The following is a 21,241-nucleotide window of genomic DNA, read 5'->3' as shown; positions in this document are numbered from 1 at the left end:
ACATAAAAATGACATGAAAAAGCAAATTAAAGAATTTACAGGTGCAATTTTAATGCAGTTGCAACGTAAAAAAGCTGAATCTCTAATAAAAAAAGGAATCAGTTTTAATGTAGGTAACGAACTGAATTTAAATGAGCGGCTAATACGCGCCGCCCTTTTAAAACAAGCGGAGAAAAATGAAGATTTCAATCTACTTGCCGATTATCATAAAAACTTTTGGAAGCAAACCGGCAGAAAATATTTTTCGGAAAAAGATAGTGTATTAAACGATTTCTTTTTACCACATTGCTTACCTGTATTTGAAGGGCTAAAAAAACTTCTTAACGACAATCCTAAAAAATACCATACCATGATAGAAATTGGTACCGGTAACGGAGAGGTTTTAGGGTATTTGAGTACACAGTTTCCACAAATAGAAAAATTCGTCGGTATAGATTTGAGTGCACCGCAAGTAGAAGTTAACATCCAAAAGTACCATCAATTTACAAATATTGACTTTGTAGCCTCCGATGGTTCTGAATGGATCAGGAAAAACGGAACGGACAATATGATCATTTTAACTTCGGGTGGTGTTTTAGAGTATTTTACACAACAACAGTTAAATCAACTGTTCAGCTATTTAAACCATTTGAAAAACATCATTTTCATAGCAATCGAGCCAAAAGGGGTAGATGTTGATTTTACTAAAAATCCAAACTCGCAACCCTATGGAATAGAGCGGTCATTCTCTCATAACTACACGCAGCTTTTTGAAGAATCAGGGTTTAGCTTATGGTATCAATCTGTAATTGAAGGCGTGCAAAAAGAAGCTGATTTTGAAGTGTTCGGCGCCATAAATCTATAGAATCTGGTATAAAGACTCAGCATAAGATTTTAACTAAATAACCAAACCACAACTACGAGAATACCGATGACCACAAAAATGATTAACTTTTTAAAAAAGTACGAAATCTGGGTGTTTTTAACCCTGGCACCATTGTTGAATTTTGCTATAACCTTTGCAAAGAGTAGGGGGCTTATAGAGTTTTTTCCATATACCAACGGTAGGTTTTATGCATTGTTTTTCTTGTTAGTTTTCATTGTGAAAATTACAAAGGGCAATGAGGGAATCAAGAATTTGTTCAGACCTATGCTGGTTTGGAAAGTACACCCAAAGTGGTATGTATTTAGCTTACTGTTCGCATTTACAATAGGGCTCATCACCTTATCGATCAAAGCCATATACCATAACGATATATCTTTTCTTCAGTTCGAATTATATATACCTACTTTAAAATTCACTTTGTTCTTGTTGTCATGGGCATTTTTGGGTGAGGTGGTTTGGATCGGGTATGCTGTGCGTGTTCTTTCAAAGAAAATTAATCCTTTTTTGGCTACTCAGATTATTGGTTTTGTATGGTCTTTATGGTGGTTGCCTTCTGTTTATATTAACGTGGGAGTAATAGAAGATTTACCGGTGTGGCCGTTATTCTTGAATATGATGGGCGCAGCAGGTATGTGTGCCATAGTGTATTCAAAAACTAAAAGCGGTATTTGTGTTTTGGTGATACAATCTATGTTGAACATGTCTTTGGTATTATTACCAATTTCACCAGATGCCGGGGATTATACCTATACCATATTTGCCGTATTATATTTTCTGATCATGTTGGTTTTTATGTATTTCTTGCCACTTAAAATTCACTCAAAACCAAAAAAGGTTTCTTAGTTTGAAATTTGTTAACGCGAGCTTCTAGTTATCCTGTGGATGATTTAGAAGTCGGTAAGACGATGTTGGTGGACTTGTAAGTTGGATTTTAAATTTTTCTAATAGCGATGAAATATATAACTAATAGTGGATTGTTAAAAAGTCTATTTTACATACGCGAGCTTTTGAATTATCCTATGGATGATTTAAAAGTCGGCGAGATGCAGACTTTGGACCTGTGAAGTAAGAATTTTAATGATTGTATAAGTTTTAGAATAGTGGATATTAAAAAGTCTATTTTACATAATATAAATTATAGTACATTTTATAATATTGGTTTATCCAGTGGATGAAGCAATATTTAAGAATGATGGCGCGCTGGCGATTCACGTGCATATTCTATGTAGCTATAATGATACTATGTAAAATAGAGCTTCTCGTATAAATTGGATATTCTGAACTATGGTACAGAAATTTTCAAATAAATGATTCTCGTAAATTTCATGATTCATTAAAATGTACCATAATTTGCCGTTATGTAAAATATCCGCTGCCAACGTTAATTGCTTTATAAAGCCAAATTGCATAATGCAATTTATTTTAAACACAATTTCCAGCCGCTTGCCAGCGCATTATAAAAGCTTTGTTTTTCGTCTTGTTTTAAAATTCGCGTATTTGATAAAATGTACGTCAAAAAAAATTTTACGCGATTACTCACGTCGTTTATATTGTATTAGAGGTGTTCGTGAATGCTTCGCATTTCTCGTGAGCTTGCCACAAGAGTATAAATTATTTAAAAAGGAATGTATTTAAAACCAATCATCCACTGGATAATCGATTTTAAATAATCTATACACTTGTTATATGTAGAACTCTAATTCAAGTTTTCTTTTTAGTGTTAAATATCTTTTGCCTTGATGCAAAAGAAACAAAAAATCAAGGCTGCATATAATTTTGGAAACAATAAACGGTTCCTTCCACTATATTTTAGGAAACATCGTAACTATTAAGATTATGTAGAAATATTATGTAAAATAGAATCTCCTAATAAACTGTATTACTAAACCCCTAAAATATGGCCGTTCCACTCGCCTATTGTTTTGTCCAAAATTTTATGAGGCCTATTAAAGAAGCCTGAAGAAGCATCAAGATTCAAAAGTATATGCTGAATACATCCATACTAATTTTTCTTGCTCTCTTATATAATCACTCATCAATGCATTAGTTCCTTCATCGTTTATCTCTTCTGAATATTTGAGAACCTTCCTTTGTTTTTCAAGTAAAACCTTAAGAGAAAAAAGGAGTTCTTCAACAATTTTATCTGCTTTAAAAACTCCTTTACTTTCTAGTATTTTAGATTTTTCTAAAAAATCTGTAAATCTAAATTCTGGTTCAAAGCCTAAAGTTAAAACTCTTTCAGCTATATCATCAATTTTTATGAAGAGGTCATTATACAATTCTTCAAATTTAAGATGTAATTCAAAAAATTTGTTACCTTTTATATTCCAATGATATCCTTTGACATTTTGATAAAATATAGAATAATTGGCAAGCAGATCATTTAATAAATCTGCTAGTTCTTTACTCTTTTCTTTGTTTAAGCCTATACTACTTATATTATTCATATAATCTATTTTATTATCGAATTAAAATTTCTTTAGATAAGGTTTTATGTACTGGACATTTGTTTGCTATTTCAAGTAATCTGTTTCGTTGTTTATCATTTAGATTACCTCTTATCGTTATGCATTTATCTATAACGTGTACATAACCTTCTTCTGAAGAACACTCTATACAGTCCTCATGATATACTCTATTTTGAGTTAACTCAACTTTTAGTTCTTCTAAATCCCAATTCTTTCTATCTGCATACATTTTCACTGTCATACAAATACATGCACCAAGTGCATTTAGCAATAAATCATATGGTGTTGGTCCTAAATCTTTTCCGTGTGGAATGGGTTCATCTGCAATGACTTGGTGAGTTCCATTTGTAATAGTTGTCTTGTAAGGATTTTTGCCTATAGTAGCTGTAACTTTTCTCATTAAGATTATTTTTGAAACTATAATTATGGTTTATATACTTTAACTTCTAATTCTTGAGTGGCCAAATTGGCTACTCCTCTACCCCAAAAAAGCATATTGTTTACCCAATTGTACTTTTTATTGTTTGTAAACATTTTTATTTCCTCGTTTAAAAACATTTGACCAGTTTCTGGATTTGGTAACGCTGTACCTGAAGCGCTCCAAGCAATTTTTATTCCTTCTTCAACAGTGATAGTTCCAAATAAACTTAGTTCAAAACCACCATCATTTCTTACTCGCATATAATCTATTGCTTCAAATTTTCCGTTAAGTTTTTCACCTTTTACTTCACCTTCTAGCAAAATATTAAACTGTGAACCTTCCGCAGGTATTGCTTTTTGCCCTGTAATCATATCTTCAAAAGAATACCCAAATTCTGTTAGTCCTTTAATCCCAAAATTTGCAGTATATATTAACTCTTCTACTTGTATATTCATTTTAGTTATTATTAATAATTATAATTTTCTATCTTTTTCATTAATTGCCAAGTCATTAATACTGGCATATCTTTTTTGCATTAAACCATTTGAATCAAATTCCCAGTTTTCATTTCCATAAGCTCGCCACCATTGTCCATTTTTATCTTGATATTCATATTCAAACCTTACTGCGATTCTATTTTCTGTATGTGCCCAATATTCCTTTTTTAATTTATAGTTGAGCTCGTTTTTCCATTTATCAACGAGAAAAGCTTGCACTTCTTCCCTACCATTAACAAATTGATTTCTATTACGCCATTCGGTATCAATTGTATAAGCCATTGATATTTTTATAGGATCTTTGCTATTCCAGCCATCTTCGGCTGCTTGAATTTTATGTTTTGCCGTTTCCAGAGTAAATGGAGGCAAAGGATATTTTATTTCCATTTTTAGTTGCTCTATTAAAATATTTATAATTCAGGTGCCATTGGAAAGTCAATAGGTACATCTGTTATATTGTGCAGATAATTCATAACTACTTTGTCTGCTATGGCTATTACTAAATCTACTAAGCTTCCTTTTGAATAACCAGAATTGAAAAATGATTCAAGACTTGATTCTGTTGGATTACCTTTTGTTTCTGCAATTTCTTTAGCTAAACGTACTAATGAGTTTAATTTATCATTAAATGAGGCATATCCTCTTCTTAGTTCAAGAATTTCTTTATCATTAAAACCGTTCATTTTTCCAAGCATTGTATGTGCACTTAAACAATAATTGCAGCCATTTACTTGACTTACAAGCAAGTTTATTGCTTCTTTTTCCTTATTGGAGAAAGATGTTTTTCCTTGTTGTAATTTCAAATAATTTTCTAAACCAGTATCAGAGTATGCCATAGTAGCGTACAAGTTTGGAACCATGCCAAGTTTACCTTTTAAGGCATCGAACAGGTTTTGATTAACACGAGATACTTCGTCTTTTGATGGTATGTTAAATTTTTGCATTTTTTTTTAATTTAATAGTTCAGCTTTAAGTTCTTTGATTACTGCATTAGGATTCTCTTCTTGAGGAAAATGTCCTACTCCTTCAAGTTTTACAACTCTGGAGTCATTATATTCATTTGTCCAAACATCTAATTCGTTCTGCGTAAAGGCGGGATCTAACATTCCCCAAATCATTATTTTTGGAATGTGAGTCACTTTTTTACGTTTCTCCCATAAACTTGCTAACCACTCACTAGAGCCTATGATTTCTCTAGGAAATACCCAAGATCCCTTTCTATCTTGTTTAGTTGTCAGATGCTTATAATAATGCTTATGTGCATTTTTAGTTAAACCTTTTCCAGCCACTTTTTTAGCTACCACTTTTCCGAAAATATTAAAGTTTAGAATTAGAAACTTCCCAATTTTACCTCCTAATTTTTTACTAAAATCTTCCATATGAGGTATTCCTTTTACTGACCAGAAATAAGTATTTAAAACAAATAGTTTTGAAACTTTTTCTGGATATTTCAATGCATAATGCATGCCTATAGGGCCTCCCCAATCATTAATCATTAATGTGAATTTTTCAAGATTTAGGCTGTCTAAAAAAAGTTCAATATTTTTAGCTTGATTTTCTGGTTTGTAATCCCAATTATAGGGTTTGTCTGAAAAACCAAAACCAATATAATCTGGTACTATACAGCGATGAGTTTTTGACATTTCTTTTACAAGATTTCTATATTCAAAAGACCATCCTGGATTACCATGAAGCATTACTATTGGTTCACCTTCTCCTTCATCTATGTAATTCATTCTACCCACAGGTAAATCAAAATAATTTCTTTTGAAAGGGTATTCATTTGTATCTAACCAACTAGGGTTTTGGTTTACTTTAGAATTATTCATTTTGTTTGAATTTAGTTAGTATTTTTTCTTAAATAATAAATGCATCCAAGAATACAAATTGGTAATGCAGATAAGTGCATCCATGCATCTAAAACATTATTCCTATTATATCCTAAAACGATCCATGCATCGGTAGCTGCAATTACGCCAGAAACTAATAAGAACCAACCCAATAATTTATAGTGCTTGTAATAGACTAAAATCAAGAAAAATACTCCTACAATGACGTCTCGTATACCTTTGATGTAATGGAATGAAAGGTTACCATTTGTCTCAACCTGTGGAATTCCGAAAGCATTTTGTCCACCAATTGGATCGAAAAGAAAACGACCTCCAGCGAGTATTATCAGGAAGAATCCGGTAGCTATGATAATAGGGTTCATTAGTTTAGATACATTCATAATTTTAAATTTTAGTATTAATGATTAGATTTTTATTTGCTTAAATTTTTGGCCTTTTCAAGAGCAATACTAAATTCTTCTTTTGGGTTAGCTGTTACAGCAGAAGGCTGGAATCTTACTTCCTTAATATCCGTAATACCTATCATATTTAGCCACCATTTGAGATATGTAGAATGGTAATCTTCACCCCAAGAAGGCGGTGTATTTAATCCATATACACCAGAAGTAAAAAATAAACGAGCACTTTTGTTCTCTAGAAGTCCAGAATAGCCAGTATCAGGATGAAACTTGTATGTAAAATGAGGTTGTGTTATAACATCTATATATTGCTTTAATTTATAAGGAATGCTACCATTCCACATAGGAACAGAAATAACATACTCATCTGCTCCTTTAAATCTGTCTATCACTTCCACAACCTTATCCCAATGTGTTTGAAGTGTATTTGTCATTTCTCCAAATCCAAAGAAAGTACCTTTTGCTGCTGCTTTATCACCATCGAATTCGATTAGTGGCTCTTGCCAAAGATTTAAAGTGTCCACTTCGATATCTGAAAGTGATTTTAAGTAGTTATTAGCAAGTTTAGTTGAATCCGAGTTCATACCTCTTGGTGAAGCGATAATGTGAAGAATTTGTTTCATTTTAAAGAATTTATATTTAGTTAATTATAGTTGTTTTCTTATTATGTAATAAACATTACAAAATAGGATATTCATATACCTGAAAAGGTTTGAATATTCTCTATTATGTAATAAGCGTTACAAAATAAAAACCAATAAAACACAAAACGTTACCTATGGCATCTTGACATAACCACAAGTAACGAATTAAGATAAATTTAGTGAAAATATATTTAATCGAAAATTTTTAAATTTTCGTCCAACATTTTTTTAAGATTTTCAACATCAGGATTAATTCGTTGCGTAATATTGAATCCATTAAATAAATTCAATAAATATTTAGCAGTAACACTCGCAGATTTTTCCTTGTCATATTTTCCTAATCTCTGTGCTTCAATTATTAATTGTTTTAATTCTTTTTCTAAAAAAAGCATTAATTCAGATGTTAAATCCCTCGTCTCCTTATCTACATTTCTAAATTCCACAACGGCATTTCCAAAATAACAACCATTCATAATATCCTGAGTACTTCTTTCTAATTTAGAATAATATAAAGTTCTAATAAAATCGATTGGGTCACCAATTGTCTTCACTCCTTCATCAATTTCTTTTTTTGTAATTGCCCAAAATCTTTTTAATGATTTTTGGTATAATTCTTTTTTCCCTCCTTTAAAAATATTATAAAAACTGCCTTGGCCTATATCAAGAGCCTCCATTAAGTCTTTAGCTGTTGCACCATTATATCCTTTTTCCCAGAAAACAGGAATAGATTTATCTATTAATTCTTGCTCTTTATAGCGTCTTGGTCTTCCTGCCATATTATATAATTAGTTTTATCAAAAATAATAAATGTAATAGTTATTACAAATTTAATTTATTAGCTTGAATTCCATTTCACACACATTCCACTACTCTCCTATCGTCGTTTCGTGTAAAGAGTGTTTCATTAAAATCGTAAAGAAACTTTTGAGAATAAATTTTTTTAAGAAACTTTAGTAACAACTTTCGCTTTTATCCAAAGCTCAAGTTACATAACGCAGAACATTATAATACAATTATTGTAGTTTCGTGTATAGCGCATTTCCGCGCTATTTTACATAGTTACGTTATAAATCCCGCAGGAGAATTATAACAAAGTAATTATGTAAAAACGAAACTACGGTAAGTTCAACTATATGCTAATTGAGGCAGCCGTTTCATCTCGCCACCAAATAATATCAGCCACTGGCTAATCTTATTTGTCACGAATTTAAAAGCTATCCTTTTAGAATTGTTTAAAATTCTCATATTCGAGGAAATATGTTCAAGATTTTTTTTCTAGAGCATTCTCGTAAGCTTGCCGCAACAGCTAACGGCAGTATTTTGGAAGGTCTGGTAGACCTTTTAAAATATGAGCGAGACGGTGCTTTGGCATAGCGAGATAATTTCTTAGCCCTTGCTAACCTCTCGTCTTGTTTGAATCTTTTCTTAAGGTACTTCTAACATTATGTAAAATAGGACATAAATTTTAGAGATTAAGTATCTCTGAAATTTTGGGCCAGATGTAGCGTTGGCATTGACTAGCACGGCGTTGATTGAAGTCTCTTTTCTTTTTTTCTTGATACGGCAAAGTATACTTTGAGCGAGACGATGCGCTGGCGAAATCGACGAAGGAGATTCATGAATACCTTTATAAACAATAAACATGCATTGAACTAAACAAAAAAAATCAAGGCTGAAAGTTCCGATAGCTATCGGAATTTAGAAACAACCAGCCTGCCGGCAGGCAGGTGTACGGCTTAGTCCCTAAATTTTAGGATCCATTGTAACTCTCAAGACTGCTTTAAGGTAAAAGAACCAATATAGGTGGTCAACAATTATTGTAACCAACCCCCTAAAATTCTTAACGCTACTCTCCCCTATTGTTTTAGCCAAAATTCTCTTTGGCATTAAACTCCCGAAGAAATTAAAGATTTTAGTTTATCTAAAACATTCTCTGGTAATTTATTCTTATTAGATTGGTTATCAATATGTTTTAGCATTTCAAGATATTTGGGTTGATTATTTATATTTGTAATAAACCGTTCATTGATAATTGATATAGTATAATCCAAGAGTTTAGAAATAACGGTGGTATAGAAATTATAATTGCCAGATTGGATTAGATAATTACTAATATATTCTACAGAATTACTGGTATCACATATTTCCTTATCAAACTGTCTTTTATAAATACCAATTTTGAGGTTTAAAATGTTTTCAAATTGTTTATGATAGGCATTCAAATTGGTAATAATAGAAAATAGAAAGGGTACGGCTTTATTTTTTAGATCTTGGGTTACAACATATTTGCCATTTTCTAAGTATTGTTTTATTCCTAGTTGATGTAGATTAACATCTGTACTGCAAACAATATTTATTATCTGGCCAGAAAAATCAGTTTGACTAATTTCATCTTTACTTAAATCTAGCACAAAAAACGAATCATAAAAACCTTCTCGTTCATTAATATTACTTAGGGTTTTTGTTTTCTGTAATATTCTATTTCCAAGCTTTAGTTTATTTGGAATATCAGAATCCGAACTTTTTAAAACCTCCTTGAATTCATCGGCAGATTTTGGTATCCAACTCTCCAAAAGAGATTGTTTTTTTCCATCATTAAAAAATTCATAAAACTCGTTGAAATATTTGGTATCAGATTTAGCTCTACTATAAATTTCATTTTCATAATTAGCTTCTAGAGCAATGAATTCCTCAACAGGTTTAATTTCCTCAATATTATCTTTTAACACTTTGGCATTATTAGTAACTTTAAAATACGTCGCTATTGTTGTTTTTATACCAGTTTCTAAATTGTTGTTCGATAATTTTTTATCATGGAAATGAAAATAAAATTTGAACCAGGTTGATGCATTCTTGTTATTACTAAATAAGAACATTTGTTGAACTTTTTTAAACATGCCTTGATATCTGGTCTGTTCAACTTGCTCAATTTTTAGGCCATCGACAACTTTTTTAAAAAAACAAAACAAAACATTCAACTCTTTTACGAAATCATTAGTCTTTCCTGTGTTGGCAACTTGTTTATCGACTAACCCAAATACATAAGTTAGAAATCCAAGTGATGCAGTTCTAACCTCAGCGGTAATAAATCTATCCTCATGTTTTTCAACCTGTTCGAGTATAAAAAAAATATCTGTAATTATTTCATCACTTCTAAATTCAAACCTTTGTTCCTCTACGGCTTTAATTATTTTATTCCATAGTGAGGATGAACTTAATAATGAACGCGTCTTATTTGATGAACTTATCTTCCCTAATATTTCATAGTCATCATAATAATTTTCAATTATTACCGCCCTTACGGAAGCAAACTCTTTCGGATTATAAAATTCTGGATGTTGAATGAAGTTCTCTAATAGTTCATTCTTTTGCAGTTCTGTAATTTCTATCGCCATCTTAATTAAGCAGTTTTTTTATGTGCACCGACAAAATCTTCTATATGCTTTATTGATATTAATTCTTTGAAGGTTTTCCTATCTGAAATGTCCACAAGTTTAGAATAGCACTTCTCCAATAGAAGTTTAGGATTAATTTCACTAATGTTATTTCCATTTTGCTTTAATTGGTTATATATAATTCTAAAAACCTCAGGCTCTAAATCAATATTTCTATATTCAAGAAAATATAAAAGACCTTGCACAAATTTTGCTAGTAAAATGGGGTTTTTGATTTTCCTGATTTTTTCAGTCATTATTTGACTCAAATCATGAATTTTTCCTTCTAAATCTAGATTGTCAACGAATTCCTTGGTTGATTCTATAACCTCATAATATTCATCACTTCCCTTCTCCTTGCCCAACTTAACATATTCTGCCATTTCGCTTATTTGACCTGTAGCTATTAAGTTGATTAGCTTCGCACTATTTTCTAACTTACTTTCAAAAACACTTCTTCTTAATTTAAAAAAAATGTCAAGCGATTCTATTCTGACATGTTCTGTTCTTTTTAAGAAACTATTAAATTCCGCTACTCTTTTCTTTGAAAATTTCCTTTCTTGATCAATCTCTTCATTGAGCTCAGAGGGAAATGAATCTAGGTCATAATTTAGTGTGTTTCTATATAGACTAATTATATCAGGAAATTTTTGGATTAACAATAGATACTTTGCCAGCTTTGCTATATCCTCTTTGAGCGAAAAGCCTTCAATCGGCCTCTCTTTAATTAATAAATAATTTGATATCAATATGTTTATAAATTGAATAATTTGTCTTGGGTTCTTATCAAATACTAGAACGATTAAGGCTGACAGTTCATCATTTTTGAAATCACCAATTCTAGTTTCTACAAGTTTTTTTTCCGCTAAATCTTCTAATTCGCTAATGTAAAATTCTGGAATCCAAAGAATTGTATTGAAGAATTTTCTGAGGTATTCTCCAGCATACCTATGATAGTCATCCCCTTTAAAATCTTTAGAATAGTTTAGTGTTTTTCTTAAATGTCTTTTAATTGCTGTTTCATCACAGGGAATCAGAAACACTATATTCTTATCTTTTATTGATTTATCAATTGGATCCAAAAATGTTTTTATTGTCGACATAATTTGAATAGCCTTTTCGCCGCTAACTCTGTCCAAATTGTCGAATACAAACACTACTTTCTTTATTTCATCATCTAGATTATTAATTAATTGTTTAAACATATTTTCAAATTCAATTGGATCTTGAATTTTTTCTTCAATGTATTCTACTTTATCGCCTTTAATGTTTTCAATAAATTTTTGAGCATATTTAAATAAGAATGAAACTGAGAATAAGCCTAAAAAAGTAGTTACGGCCCCTGGAATATCATCTTTTTGAAAATAGTCTAGACCTAAAACCTTATCCGTTATCAACCAAACCAATAAACCTAAAACTAGTATTGATACAGGGAGAAATATTGCACCTCTAAGAAGTTGCCAAACTGTAAGTGGCTTTCTTTTAATACCTTTTTTAGACCTAGATAAATTATATAACAATTCATCTTTTCCCTTATATTTTTTCTTCCAGATTTTACTATTCTTAAAAAAATGATGAGTTTCCTTGATAAATGTTCTCCTTAGAGCATCTCCTTCGTGTTTCCATACATCAAAAATTAATAATGGAATAGTGTTTATTTGTAGTTCACTTTGAAGTGTTTCAGCAATAGAGCTTTTCCCTGAACCCCAATCTCCAAAAAGTCCTATGGTAAATGATTCAGGGCTTTTAAAAATTACACGCTTTAAGGTTGTCACCATTTCTCCATGTCCGAATAACAGTCCCTTATCTAAGGGTTTTTCAGAAATGAATTGAAATTCATTGGCAACATCTTTTTTATTCTTATTCATACGCCTTAGGCATTTTCTAAACTTTTCCTTTAATTCCATACGCTGTTATTGCAGAAAAACTGCCGAATGAATTTTAAATTTCTAAAAGAAGAGGGGGTATGTAAATATATATTTTTTTAACAAGTAATCAATTACGGGAATCCGTTATTAAAATTAATTTTTGTAGTAAAATACCATTCCATACACATTACCACTCCCCTCCTACCGTCGGCTCGTATAATAAGTGTTCCATTACCTTTGAAAGAAAGTTTTTAGAAAGAAAAAAATCAATTAAGATGGTAACAACTTTGCTAGCGCTCCATCTCGCTCAAAAATATAAAGGTCTCCCAGACCTTCATATTTTATGCTGTAATCAAAGCTCAAGTTACATAATGCGAAACATTATAGTACAATTTTTCAAAAAAAGCGTATCGTGGTAACGACGCATACAAAGTAGAAATTATCCTGTGTAGACAGTAACTTAAAATTTCTTAAATATTATCTAGAAATATAACAATACAGACTAAAACTCCGGCAATACAACCTCTTCAATTTTAGCAATAGCCTCACTTACGGGAGTTTCAGACTTTCTTAGGTTGATTGCCATATGGTTGACTCCTACATTTTCATAGGACTTTAAATATTCGGTAAGATTATTAATGCCTACCGTACCTCCAAAACGCTGTGGTCTAAAAGTAGCATTGTCATCTTTAGATAGGTTTAAATGTATAGCCGAAATATAAGGTTTTGCTGCTTGGTCTTCATCATATAAAGCATTACACCAGTATTTTCTGCTCTCCAAAGTTTCGGCAACAGGTCTAGGATAATTAAACCAAGCTTGCGCGTTTTTAGCAATCCAATTAATGCTTTGTCCGGAATGACCAGCTACTACAAGCGGAATGTCATTTTTCGGTTTAGGGTACACTTCAATACCACTAGTTAAAAAATCATATTTAGATTTTAAATTACTATTTGTTTTCCAAGCTTCTTTGATGATATCAAGATTTTGTCTAAAGATTTCAGGCCTTTTTTTATAGTCGATATTATACATTGGGAACTCCACAGGTCTGTCTCCCAAACCTAAGCCTAACAATAGTCTGCCGTCACTTAAATTTTCTATGGTAGCAGCAGCTTTCGCTAATTTTATAGGTTGTTGTAATGGCAATACTATGGCAGCTGTACCCAACAAAATGTTTTTAGTAGCGGCAGCTAAATAACCTAAATATGGAAGCGTATCGAACAATTGCGCACCATCGCCAAAGTTTGGGTCGTACACAGGAACATCTCGCATCCATAAAGCTGCGAATCCTGCTTCGTCAATTTGTTGTGCTAATGCTAAGTGATTGGAGATATCTGGAACTCCGAAAGGTCTGTTATCTTCCAAACGTTTGCGATTTCCATCGGTTGACCAATCGTTATCTAAAGGAAACTCTATACCAAGTGTCATTTTACCTGGTTTGTATAGTTTATCAAATGGATTCATAGTGTGTTTTTATTAAATTCATCAGGTATCCGTTAAGACACCTGATAAATTATTTAGCATTAAGGGAATCTTTCTATTATGTATGTAGTTTTTGATATTTATATTTTTTCTTTTTTGAATAAAACTAAGGTTAACAAGAATCCCACAATTACTAGAATACCACCTACCCAAGGAGTCGCTTCAATACCTAAGCTCGATTCTACAACCATTCCGCCTACATAGGCACCAATAGCAATACCGACGTTAAAAGCTGCAATGTTTAAGGCAGATGCTACATCTTCGGTTCCTGGTAAGTGTTTTTCAGCCATCTTCACCACGTATAATTGCAATGCAGGTACGTTTGAAAACGCTAATATTCCCATAAAAAACAAGGTTACTATAGCAAAAATCTGACTAGAAGCGGTGAAGTATAACACAAACAATACTATCGCTTGTAAAGCAAACATTACTAATAATGCTTTGCCTGGTTTATTGTTAGATACTTTACCACCAATGATATTCCCAATCGCGATGGCAATACCATAAATTAAAAGAAATACACTAGTCATATCCGAAGAGAAACCAGTCACTTCTTCTAACAGCGGAGTTAAGTAGGTAAAAGTGACAAACGTACCACCATAACCAAATGCAGTAATGGCTAACACCAATAAAATAGACGGATTCTTAATCACTTTTAATTGGTCTATAAGTCGTAATGGAGCCGATTGTTTAATGTTTTTAGGAACCAAAGCTAAACTAGCTATTGCACCTACTAATCCTAAAAGGGCAACACCAATAAAAGTAGCTCTCCATCCAAAATTCTGACCGATATATGTTCCTAAAGGCACACCAGTTACAATAGCCACAGTAAGACCTGCAAACATTATAGAAATAGCTGTTGCTCGCTTATCTTTTGGAACCAAACTAGCAGCAATGGTAGACCCAATAGAAAAGAATACACCGTGTGCAAAACCTGTTACGACTCTAGATAATAGCAACAACTCAAAACTTGGTGAGATAGCTGCTAAACCGTTACCAATTATAAATAGTAACATTATACCCATTAGTAATTGTTTTCTTGGAATTTTACCAGTTAAGGCAGTTAAAATGGGTGCTCCAATGGCAACACCAATGGCGTACAGACTTACTAATAATCCTGCTGATGTTAATGATGTGCCTAGGTCGTTTGCAACGGTAGATAATAAACCTACAATTACAAATTCCGTTGTTCCTATGGCAAATGCACTTATGGTCAATGCCCATAATGCTGCTGGTAGACTCTTCTTTTTGGCTACCGTTTGGGAGCCCTGTATTGTTGTAGTTTTCATAGTACATTGTATTTAATTGTTCGATACAAAATTCTATGAAAACAAAGGGGTGTGCGAGGACATACATCACGGATTTTTTGTGAGGTATATCAATTTTGAAAAGTGATTTTGGTCACTTTTAGCTGTTAAAACGACTTAAAGTCTCTCTGGATACACCTAAATAGGAAGCGATTAATTTTTTAGGAACGCGTTGTATTAATTTTGGAAGTTTATTTAATATATACTCATACCTGCTTTCTGCAGTCATTGTAAGCAAAGACAAGATTCTTTGTTGCAGATTGATGTAACCGTGGTTTGATTTAATTCTGAAAAAGTTGGCAACGGCAGGGACTTCAAAACAAATTTTTTCCCTGTTCTCTAAAGACAAACAGAAAAACTCAGAATCTTCAAGACAATCTACAAAAATAGTACCTGGTTCTTGATGTTGAAAAGCACAATGGTCGCTCACCCAATAGTTTTCCATAGCAAATTGAAGAATGTGTTCTTTGCCTTTTTCGTCTATGGAATACGCTTTTACTAAGCCTTTGATAATCCAATATTCAAAATCTACAGGTTGACCTACTTGTATTAAAAATTGGTGTTTTTTAAGACTTTTAAATTCAAAGTGCGATTGTACAAAATTCCATTCATCATCAGTTAAAGAAACGATTTCTTCAAAATGTTGTTTTAGTAACTGTAACTGGTCTTCCATAAAACAAAAATACTTTTCTTTAACAAATACCCAAGTAAAATAATCACCCTAATTAATGATAACTAAAGCAAACAGAGAATAAAGAAAAATTAGAGTGTATACACTTGTTGCTATTGTCAACTCTAATAATACAATCTAAAATCTAACATTTTACAGACATTGTAATGCCTTTGGTGCAGCTCTTCTACGACCTCAAACATATCATCATCTTCTTTAAACAAGTTAAAGAATGCTTTATCAAGATTTGCACTGCTTACGCCGTTAAAAGCATTTCCGTAGCCAGAAACGGCTTTGGCGTTTGTAATATCTAAAAAGTACTGGGCTTCTTCTTCGTCTAGGTCAAGAATTTTTGCATTTGAAAAATGCAGGATTTTGCCTTTTAAGCGACCTTCAAAAATTTCGGCAATTTCCTGTAATGTATAGTAATAGTCGTTTAAGCAGATACTATTTGCTTCGCCATGCATTACTAAATAAATGATTTCATAATCCTTAAAATTATGATCATCTAACACCAATGCGTTTAGGCTATCTTCAAGTCCTTCTATAGTATCGCACGTTTTGTAGATACTTGCAATGCCATATTTCATGGCGAGTTGTTCCAAGCTTTGTTGTGCTTCGGTAAGTTGTTCGGTTTCTATATCATCGACACCTTCTAAACAGTATATGAAATGGTCTTCATCTGTTAATTGGGTTTGGGGTAATTGTCGTCTTTTTTCTAGCAAGCTTTTGAATTATTTGGGGTGCATGAAATACAAAATTACAGTAATGTACTTACTCTTTTTAGCCTTTTTAGGATAAAAATAAGTTCTTATGGCTAGTGCTTCCCTCCTACTGATAGTTGTTGGGTTTTGCTAATGCTGCTAATTTTTGCTTCTAGATTTCAACCTACGTAAACCAAGTATAATCAAGATGACTATTAAAACTAAAAAATATATAGTGGTAGTACTACTTTTAATAACTGAAAATAAGCTTGTGATATGTACAGAAGTTTCTGTAACGGTTGGGAAAGCATTTAGCATGGAAATAATACCGATGTTTTCTATATAATCCGCTATACCGGCAATTATAGGCAATAGACACAGGTATAAGTAATTAGGGTTCAATTTAGGTAGTTTCGTGAGGAAATAAGCCAGTACTGCTGCATAAGAAATACCAAAGAGTAATGGGTAAATCATATCTACAGGAAGTTGTTTGTTGAGATACGTTTGGCGACCAATATGGCCTAGTGTATGAAAAAGGGTGTTTACAACCTCTAAATCATATCCTGCGGGCATCATATCCAATAATTGCAATCCGTTCGAGAAGGCCATCGTTGCCGGAATGGTAACTAACAGCATATACGCATAAACGATATTGGTGAGTAAAAAAAGCACCAGCACCTTCTTGCCAGAATGTTGTTTTTCTAACTGTTTTATAAATCTTTCCATTTTACTTTTATGTTGTTTAATTAATTGTCCTGCGGTGAACTATAGATTACCGGCATTTGCCCCTTCCACTTATTCCATAAACTATGGTTATTGATTAAATCAGCCATAAAATGGGCAACATTAATACGGCTCACTTTACCGGCATTAAATATGGCGCTACGTGTAGGTGAAGGAAAAATTTCATAATCACTAACCTGGTCTTCATTTATTAATCCGTCTGGTCTAACAGCTACCCATTCAATGGCTTTATTGTTTTGACCAATTTGGGTACGTAGATAATCTGCCGCTTTTTCATTATCTACATGAGGCGGAAGTAATAAGCGAAGCAAACCAATAACGAATTTTTGGGCGAAAGAAATCCGTTCGTTCAAATCACGATTTCGATTCCCGGTGGTATTCATCAGAACATACTTTGTAGTACGTTCTAATTTATTGGATTTTATGGCATTACACAGGCGTTTTGTAGCATCGGTAACCAATTTTCTGGGTTGCCCGTAAATACCATTCCAGGTTAAATTATGCCCTAGGCACGATGCTACTGCATCGCAATCATTTACTATTATCCGCATTTCATTTTCGCTTAGGTCAAGAATGCTAGCTGTTATAATTTGTAGATGCTCATTGTTCTTCCATGATTCAGGAAGCTTATGGGGAGAACGTACAATTACTTTAACAAAGTGTTGTTGCAAAAGAAGTTGCGCTACCAATTGGCTACCTGTGGCACCACTGGCGCCGACCACTAAAATTTTCATACTAATTTGATTGATTGATTGATTGATTGATTGATGATTTGCCTGTAAGACGATGTAAAACTATACTTGTTACAAGTTTATGTATGTATTTAATTATAAGTTAGTTATAATATTTTTTAGCTATTTTCCTTCACGTAGTATTTTAACCACTCTGCTATGAGTTATTTCTAATAAGTTCCATTGATAGCCTTCAAAATCTGTCGTATTCATAAATTGCACGACCACGGCATCAATATCTTTATGGTATTCTGCCAGACATTGGTAACCAGCAGCCAAGCCTCCATGATTAAATTCATAAAGTGAGGTGTAGATTTCCATTTCCTGTTCATTAAGTAAAGAGCCGTCGTTCAATGCTCTTAAGAATTTACCAACATCTTCTGCGGTAGCCAACATCATACCGTTATCCTCGTTTTTAAAGTCTTTATCTATTCCTACATAATAACCACTCATAACATCTTCGATATTCACTTCGTTGATAGATCCGTACGTATTGTTGAGTCCAAGTGGTATTAAGATTTCCTTTTTGAAATAATCTTGTCGGCTACCACCAGTAACCTGTTCTATAATTCGGGAAAGCAGTAAGTAATTGGTATTGGAGTATCCATAATCTTTGTTGGGTTCAAAGTTCGCTGGTAAATCCAATGCATATTTAAGCACATCTACATCGGTGTTCGGTTGGTTTTTCCAATACTCAGGATTGTCGGTGAAATTGGGAATACCGCTTCGGTGCTGTACCATCATTCTCAACGTAATTTTATCGGCATTTTCAACTCTACCTGAAAGCTCAGGAAAATAATCGGTAAGCGGTTTATCTAAAGAAATACGATTTTCATTAGCTAATCTTGTAATGGCAACAGCGACATACAGCTTACTAATACTTGCAATTTTGAATAAGGCGTTTGGTTTGGCAGGTATTTGCTTTGCGCTATTGTGATAACCTGCGGTATAGAATGCCGGTGGCTTACCAGCTTCATCAACGTAGACAATGACACCGTCAAATCCGTAGCCTAAGGTTTGATCTACTTGCTCTTGTACCGTATTCGGTAATGGTAAAATCCATGCTTTCACTAAAATCCACGGTACAAACCATAACGATATGAATGTACTTGTAAATAATATGATTCTGAAAATCTGTTTTTTCTTACTGGTTTTTGGTTTAGTATTTTCCATGTTTCGATGCTGTCCGTTTGATTGATGATGCAAACTTATAATGGAATCAAGATAACATTAAATTGAGAATTACCGAATTGTAATTTATTGAGGATGAATTGTTTTGTGCTATAAAAAACTCATATATAAAAGTATTTTATAATGTATCGTATTTAGATTTCGTGTTAAACTCTAATTAAATAATCAATCAATGCTACTTTCAGAATCATATCTCACATCAAATTCTTAATTTAGCGATGTAAACTTTAGGAGTAGCTATTTCATAGTTTGAGAAATATCCTTAGAACCTGATTTGATTAAGATCAACGTAGGGAAAAGTTAACAGGATTAATCTCCTGAACTTTCCGTTTTTCAATCCATTAGATCAATTCTTTCTGTTTACACCGTAATCCATATCAATGTTGCGTTATGCACTTTTGATTAATTAATGAAGCAGATGATACACATAAAAGTAAACGACACCCCTAAAAAAATAGCAGAAACTACTACGCTAGAGGAAATCATTAAAGAACTGGACATTTCTGTGAACGGTATAGCAGTTGCCGTAAATGAAAACATCGTCTCTAAAGCAACATGGGGAAATAAAACGTTAACCGAAAATGATGAGGTACTGATTATAAGGGCTACACAAGGAGGTTAAAGAAAATAGAACTGCTAACCGCATAAACCAAAACAAATGATCGTAGTAATAGCACCGGAAAAAGATATACCCAATGAGAAAGTCATTTTACATGAGCTGTTTCAAGAGGGCTTGGAGTATTATCATTTGAGGAAACCATTTAAAGACTATCAAGAACATTGTGATTACTTAGATGGTATCGATAAAAAATACCATGATAGAATTGTGGTGCACTTACATCATGAACTGATCAATAGTTATAATCTTAAGGGATTGCATTTTCAAGAGCAAATGCGAATAGATCATATTGATAACCCTGGGCAGTATTTTAAAAAGTTGAATATGTATGGTAAAACCATAAGTTCCTCTTTTCACGATCCAAAAGTTTTGGAAGAATGCGAGTTCGAATTTGATTACCATTTACTGAGTCCGGTATTTTCATCTATTTCTAAAAAGGGATATGAAGGCAAAGGCTTTGATGTCAACCACATTGACAAATTGATCGTAGGTATGGGCGGTATTAGCGATAATAAAGTAGCAGCCACGCTGAAGCTGGGTTTCAAAGGAATAGGCGTGTTAGGAGGAGTGTGGAATATGGAAAACCCTGTGGAAAGCTTCGTGGCATTGAAAAAGCAATATGAAACTGTTGTTCAAGAGCAGCGAAAAACATCGCTAAGAAATACAACAAAAGACATTTAAGTTAAAGAAATTATATGATTCCAACATTACATTATATATCACAGGGGAAAACACCAGAAGAGCATTTAGATCATATACAAAAAGCCTGTACGGCAGGAGCTGAATTGGTACAGTTACGACTTAAAAAATTACCTGGTAAAGTGGTATGGGAAACGGCAAAAAAAGCAAGGGAAATCACTGAGAAATATCAAACTAGATTGATAATCAACGATTTTTATAAGATTGCTGCAGCGGTAAAAGCCGATGGTGTTCATTTGGGTAAAACAGATACGTGCCCCACTGTAGCTAGAAAAGAACTTTCTTCTTGGCAGATTATAGGCGGCACTGCCAATACCCTCGAAGATTGTGAAGCTTTAATCGAAAAGAAAGTGGACTATATAGGTTTGGGTCCTTTTCGCTTTACAGAGACCAAAGAAAATTTGAGTCCGGTTTTGGGCTTAAACGGTTACTTGACCATATTGGAAGAACTGAAAGCAGAAATACCGGTTATTGCTATAGGTGGTATTGTTATAGACGATGTTGCCGAAATAATGAAAACCGGTGTTCATGGTATTGCCGTATCGGGTGAAATAACACGGAATTTCAATACAATATCAGAATTTAAAAAATTGATTAATGGAGGTCCACTTGACGAGCAGCGTTGGATATCCGAAGAAAAAAGAAAATAAT

At 32.9% G+C, this 21,241-nt stretch carries 23 protein-coding genes and 1 riboswitch; of the genes, 5 read left to right on the top strand and 18 right to left on the bottom strand.

Translation table 11 applies throughout. From position 1 onward, the window contains the following. Positions 1-13 precede the first annotated feature (13 nt). Both EXIGUO8A_RS17225 and EXIGUO8A_RS17220 read left to right on the top strand, forming a co-directional pair. Positions 14-844, top strand: a complete 831-nt coding sequence (locus tag EXIGUO8A_RS17225; protein WP_159304126.1) for a class I SAM-dependent methyltransferase — start codon at positions 14-16, stop codon at positions 842-844. Between the two features lie 78 nt (positions 845-922). Next, positions 923-1,708, top strand: coding sequence for a CPBP family glutamic-type intramembrane protease (locus EXIGUO8A_RS17220; protein ID WP_159304125.1), 786 nt, complete (start codon positions 923-925; stop codon positions 1,706-1,708). A gap of 1,124 nt (positions 1,709-2,832) precedes the next feature. Here EXIGUO8A_RS17220 and EXIGUO8A_RS17215 read toward each other — a convergent pair. From EXIGUO8A_RS17215 to EXIGUO8A_RS17130, 18 genes are all read right to left on the bottom strand, one after another. After that, positions 2,833-3,312: a Dps family protein gene (locus tag EXIGUO8A_RS17215; RefSeq protein WP_159304124.1), complete on the bottom strand. Its 480-nt coding sequence runs from the start codon at positions 3,310-3,312 to the stop codon at positions 2,833-2,835. Between the two features lie 13 nt (positions 3,313-3,325). Continuing rightward, positions 3,326-3,733, bottom strand: coding sequence for an OsmC family protein (locus EXIGUO8A_RS17210; protein WP_159304123.1), 408 nt, complete (start codon positions 3,731-3,733; stop codon positions 3,326-3,328). Between the two features lie 23 nt (positions 3,734-3,756). Continuing rightward, positions 3,757-4,209, bottom strand: a complete 453-nt coding sequence (locus EXIGUO8A_RS17205; protein WP_159304122.1) for a DUF3237 family protein — start codon at positions 4,207-4,209, stop codon at positions 3,757-3,759. 18 nt (positions 4,210-4,227) lie between these two features. Continuing rightward, the gene (locus EXIGUO8A_RS17200; protein WP_159304121.1) at positions 4,228-4,638 is read right to left on the bottom strand and encodes a nuclear transport factor 2 family protein; all 411 of its coding nucleotides are present in this window, start codon (positions 4,636-4,638) and stop codon (positions 4,228-4,230) included. Between the two features lie 23 nt (positions 4,639-4,661). Continuing rightward, positions 4,662-5,195, bottom strand: a complete 534-nt coding sequence (locus tag EXIGUO8A_RS17195; protein WP_159304120.1) for a carboxymuconolactone decarboxylase family protein — start codon at positions 5,193-5,195, stop codon at positions 4,662-4,664. 6 nt (positions 5,196-5,201) lie between these two features. Continuing rightward, positions 5,202-6,080, bottom strand: coding sequence for an alpha/beta fold hydrolase (locus EXIGUO8A_RS17190; RefSeq protein WP_159304119.1), 879 nt, complete (start codon positions 6,078-6,080; stop codon positions 5,202-5,204). An 11-nt stretch (positions 6,081-6,091) separates the two neighbouring features. Beyond that, positions 6,092-6,481, bottom strand: coding sequence for a DUF4267 domain-containing protein (locus EXIGUO8A_RS17185; RefSeq protein WP_159304118.1), 390 nt, complete (start codon positions 6,479-6,481; stop codon positions 6,092-6,094). 32 nt (positions 6,482-6,513) lie between these two features. Next, positions 6,514-7,122, bottom strand: coding sequence for an FMN-dependent NADH-azoreductase (locus EXIGUO8A_RS17180; RefSeq protein WP_159304117.1), 609 nt, complete (start codon positions 7,120-7,122; stop codon positions 6,514-6,516). A gap of 212 nt (positions 7,123-7,334) precedes the next feature. Beyond that, positions 7,335-7,919, bottom strand: a complete 585-nt coding sequence (locus tag EXIGUO8A_RS17175; RefSeq protein ID WP_159304116.1) for a TetR/AcrR family transcriptional regulator — start codon at positions 7,917-7,919, stop codon at positions 7,335-7,337. 1,110 nt (positions 7,920-9,029) lie between these two features. Next, the gene (locus EXIGUO8A_RS17170; protein WP_159304115.1) at positions 9,030-10,538 is read right to left on the bottom strand and encodes a hypothetical protein; all 1,509 of its coding nucleotides are present in this window, start codon (positions 10,536-10,538) and stop codon (positions 9,030-9,032) included. Between the two features lie 5 nt (positions 10,539-10,543). Then, complete coding sequence (locus tag EXIGUO8A_RS17165) at positions 10,544-12,484, bottom strand: P-loop NTPase fold protein (protein WP_159304114.1); 1,941 nt, start codon at positions 12,482-12,484, stop codon at positions 10,544-10,546. A 463-nt stretch (positions 12,485-12,947) separates the two neighbouring features. After that, complete coding sequence (locus EXIGUO8A_RS17160) at positions 12,948-13,907, bottom strand: TIGR03571 family LLM class oxidoreductase (protein ID WP_159304113.1); 960 nt, start codon at positions 13,905-13,907, stop codon at positions 12,948-12,950. Positions 13,908-14,005: 98 nt separating this feature from the next. After that, a complete protein-coding gene (locus EXIGUO8A_RS17155; protein WP_159304112.1) occupies positions 14,006-15,214 on the bottom strand; it encodes an MFS transporter in 1,209 nt (402 codons plus the stop codon). A 118-nt stretch (positions 15,215-15,332) separates the two neighbouring features. Further along, positions 15,333-15,905: a Crp/Fnr family transcriptional regulator gene (locus EXIGUO8A_RS17150; protein ID WP_159304111.1), complete on the bottom strand. Its 573-nt coding sequence runs from the start codon at positions 15,903-15,905 to the stop codon at positions 15,333-15,335. A 122-nt stretch (positions 15,906-16,027) separates the two neighbouring features. Further along, a complete protein-coding gene (locus tag EXIGUO8A_RS17145; RefSeq protein ID WP_159304110.1) occupies positions 16,028-16,627 on the bottom strand; it encodes a DUF6642 family protein in 600 nt (199 codons plus the stop codon). Positions 16,628-16,765: 138 nt separating this feature from the next. After that, complete coding sequence (locus EXIGUO8A_RS17140) at positions 16,766-17,332, bottom strand: hypothetical protein (RefSeq protein ID WP_159304109.1); 567 nt, start codon at positions 17,330-17,332, stop codon at positions 16,766-16,768. A gap of 20 nt (positions 17,333-17,352) precedes the next feature. After that, the gene (locus EXIGUO8A_RS17135) at positions 17,353-18,084 is read right to left on the bottom strand and encodes an NAD(P)-dependent oxidoreductase (RefSeq protein WP_159304108.1); all 732 of its coding nucleotides are present in this window, start codon (positions 18,082-18,084) and stop codon (positions 17,353-17,355) included. A 120-nt stretch (positions 18,085-18,204) separates the two neighbouring features. Beyond that, complete coding sequence (locus EXIGUO8A_RS17130) at positions 18,205-19,254, bottom strand: serine hydrolase domain-containing protein (protein ID WP_159304107.1); 1,050 nt, start codon at positions 19,252-19,254, stop codon at positions 18,205-18,207. A gap of 237 nt (positions 19,255-19,491) precedes the next feature. Next, positions 19,492-19,585, top strand: a riboswitch (TPP riboswitch). 105 nt (positions 19,586-19,690) lie between these two features. Here EXIGUO8A_RS17130 and thiS point away from each other — a divergent pair. The 3 genes from thiS to thiE are packed head-to-tail and all read left to right on the top strand — an operon-like array spanning position 19,691 to position 21,240. Further along, positions 19,691-19,894 carry a sulfur carrier protein ThiS gene (gene thiS / locus EXIGUO8A_RS17125; protein ID WP_159304106.1) on the top strand — a complete coding sequence of 68 codons (204 nt, stop codon included), beginning with the start codon at positions 19,691-19,693 and terminating at the stop codon, positions 19,892-19,894. Positions 19,895-19,930: 36 nt separating this feature from the next. Further along, positions 19,931-20,572, top strand: a complete 642-nt coding sequence (locus EXIGUO8A_RS17120) for a thiamine phosphate synthase (RefSeq protein ID WP_159304105.1) — start codon at positions 19,931-19,933, stop codon at positions 20,570-20,572. 14 nt (positions 20,573-20,586) lie between these two features. Next, the gene (thiE, locus tag EXIGUO8A_RS17115) at positions 20,587-21,240 is read left to right on the top strand and encodes a thiamine phosphate synthase (protein ID WP_159304104.1); all 654 of its coding nucleotides are present in this window, start codon (positions 20,587-20,589) and stop codon (positions 21,238-21,240) included. Position 21,241 lies beyond the last annotated feature (1 nt).

It is taken from the genome of Maribacter litoralis, from assembly GCF_902506355.1.
Lineage (GTDB): Bacteria > Bacteroidota > Bacteroidia > Flavobacteriales > Flavobacteriaceae > Maribacter > Maribacter litoralis.
This window is presented reverse-complemented; position numbering and strand designations above follow the sequence as displayed.

Coding starts and splice junctions, on each gene's coding strand:
- EXIGUO8A_RS17225 (WP_159304126.1), top strand. CDS start 14: ATGAAAAAGCAAATTAAAGAATTTACAGGTGCAATTTTAATGCAGTTG.
- EXIGUO8A_RS17220 (WP_159304125.1), top strand. CDS start 923: ATGATTAACTTTTTAAAAAAGTACGAAATCTGGGTGTTTTTAACCCTG.
- EXIGUO8A_RS17215 (WP_159304124.1), bottom strand. CDS start 3,312: ATGAATAATATAAGTAGTATAGGCTTAAACAAAGAAAAGAGTAAAGAA.
- EXIGUO8A_RS17210 (WP_159304123.1), bottom strand. CDS start 3,733: ATGAGAAAAGTTACAGCTACTATAGGCAAAAATCCTTACAAGACAACT.
- EXIGUO8A_RS17205 (WP_159304122.1), bottom strand. CDS start 4,209: ATGAATATACAAGTAGAAGAGTTAATATATACTGCAAATTTTGGGATT.
- EXIGUO8A_RS17200 (WP_159304121.1), bottom strand. CDS start 4,638: ATGGAAATAAAATATCCTTTGCCTCCATTTACTCTGGAAACGGCAAAA.
- EXIGUO8A_RS17195 (WP_159304120.1), bottom strand. CDS start 5,195: ATGCAAAAATTTAACATACCATCAAAAGACGAAGTATCTCGTGTTAAT.
- EXIGUO8A_RS17190 (WP_159304119.1), bottom strand. CDS start 6,080: ATGAATAATTCTAAAGTAAACCAAAACCCTAGTTGGTTAGATACAAAT.
- EXIGUO8A_RS17185 (WP_159304118.1), bottom strand. CDS start 6,481: ATGAATGTATCTAAACTAATGAACCCTATTATCATAGCTACCGGATTC.
- EXIGUO8A_RS17180 (WP_159304117.1), bottom strand. CDS start 7,122: ATGAAACAAATTCTTCACATTATCGCTTCACCAAGAGGTATGAACTCG.
- EXIGUO8A_RS17175 (WP_159304116.1), bottom strand. CDS start 7,919: ATGGCAGGAAGACCAAGACGCTATAAAGAGCAAGAATTAATAGATAAA.
- EXIGUO8A_RS17170 (WP_159304115.1), bottom strand. CDS start 10,538: ATGGCGATAGAAATTACAGAACTGCAAAAGAATGAACTATTAGAGAAC.
- EXIGUO8A_RS17165 (WP_159304114.1), bottom strand. CDS start 12,484: ATGGAATTAAAGGAAAAGTTTAGAAAATGCCTAAGGCGTATGAATAAG.
- EXIGUO8A_RS17160 (WP_159304113.1), bottom strand. CDS start 13,907: ATGAATCCATTTGATAAACTATACAAACCAGGTAAAATGACACTTGGT.
- EXIGUO8A_RS17155 (WP_159304112.1), bottom strand. CDS start 15,214: ATGAAAACTACAACAATACAGGGCTCCCAAACGGTAGCCAAAAAGAAG.
- EXIGUO8A_RS17150 (WP_159304111.1), bottom strand. CDS start 15,905: ATGGAAGACCAGTTACAGTTACTAAAACAACATTTTGAAGAAATCGTT.
- EXIGUO8A_RS17140 (WP_159304109.1), bottom strand. CDS start 17,332: ATGGAAAGATTTATAAAACAGTTAGAAAAACAACATTCTGGCAAGAAG.
- EXIGUO8A_RS17135 (WP_159304108.1), bottom strand. CDS start 18,084: ATGAAAATTTTAGTGGTCGGCGCCAGTGGTGCCACAGGTAGCCAATTG.
- EXIGUO8A_RS17130 (WP_159304107.1), bottom strand. CDS start 19,254: ATGGAAAATACTAAACCAAAAACCAGTAAGAAAAAACAGATTTTCAGA.
- thiS (WP_159304106.1), top strand. CDS start 19,691: ATGATACACATAAAAGTAAACGACACCCCTAAAAAAATAGCAGAAACT.
- EXIGUO8A_RS17120 (WP_159304105.1), top strand. CDS start 19,931: ATGATCGTAGTAATAGCACCGGAAAAAGATATACCCAATGAGAAAGTC.
- thiE (WP_159304104.1), top strand. CDS start 20,587: ATGATTCCAACATTACATTATATATCACAGGGGAAAACACCAGAAGAG.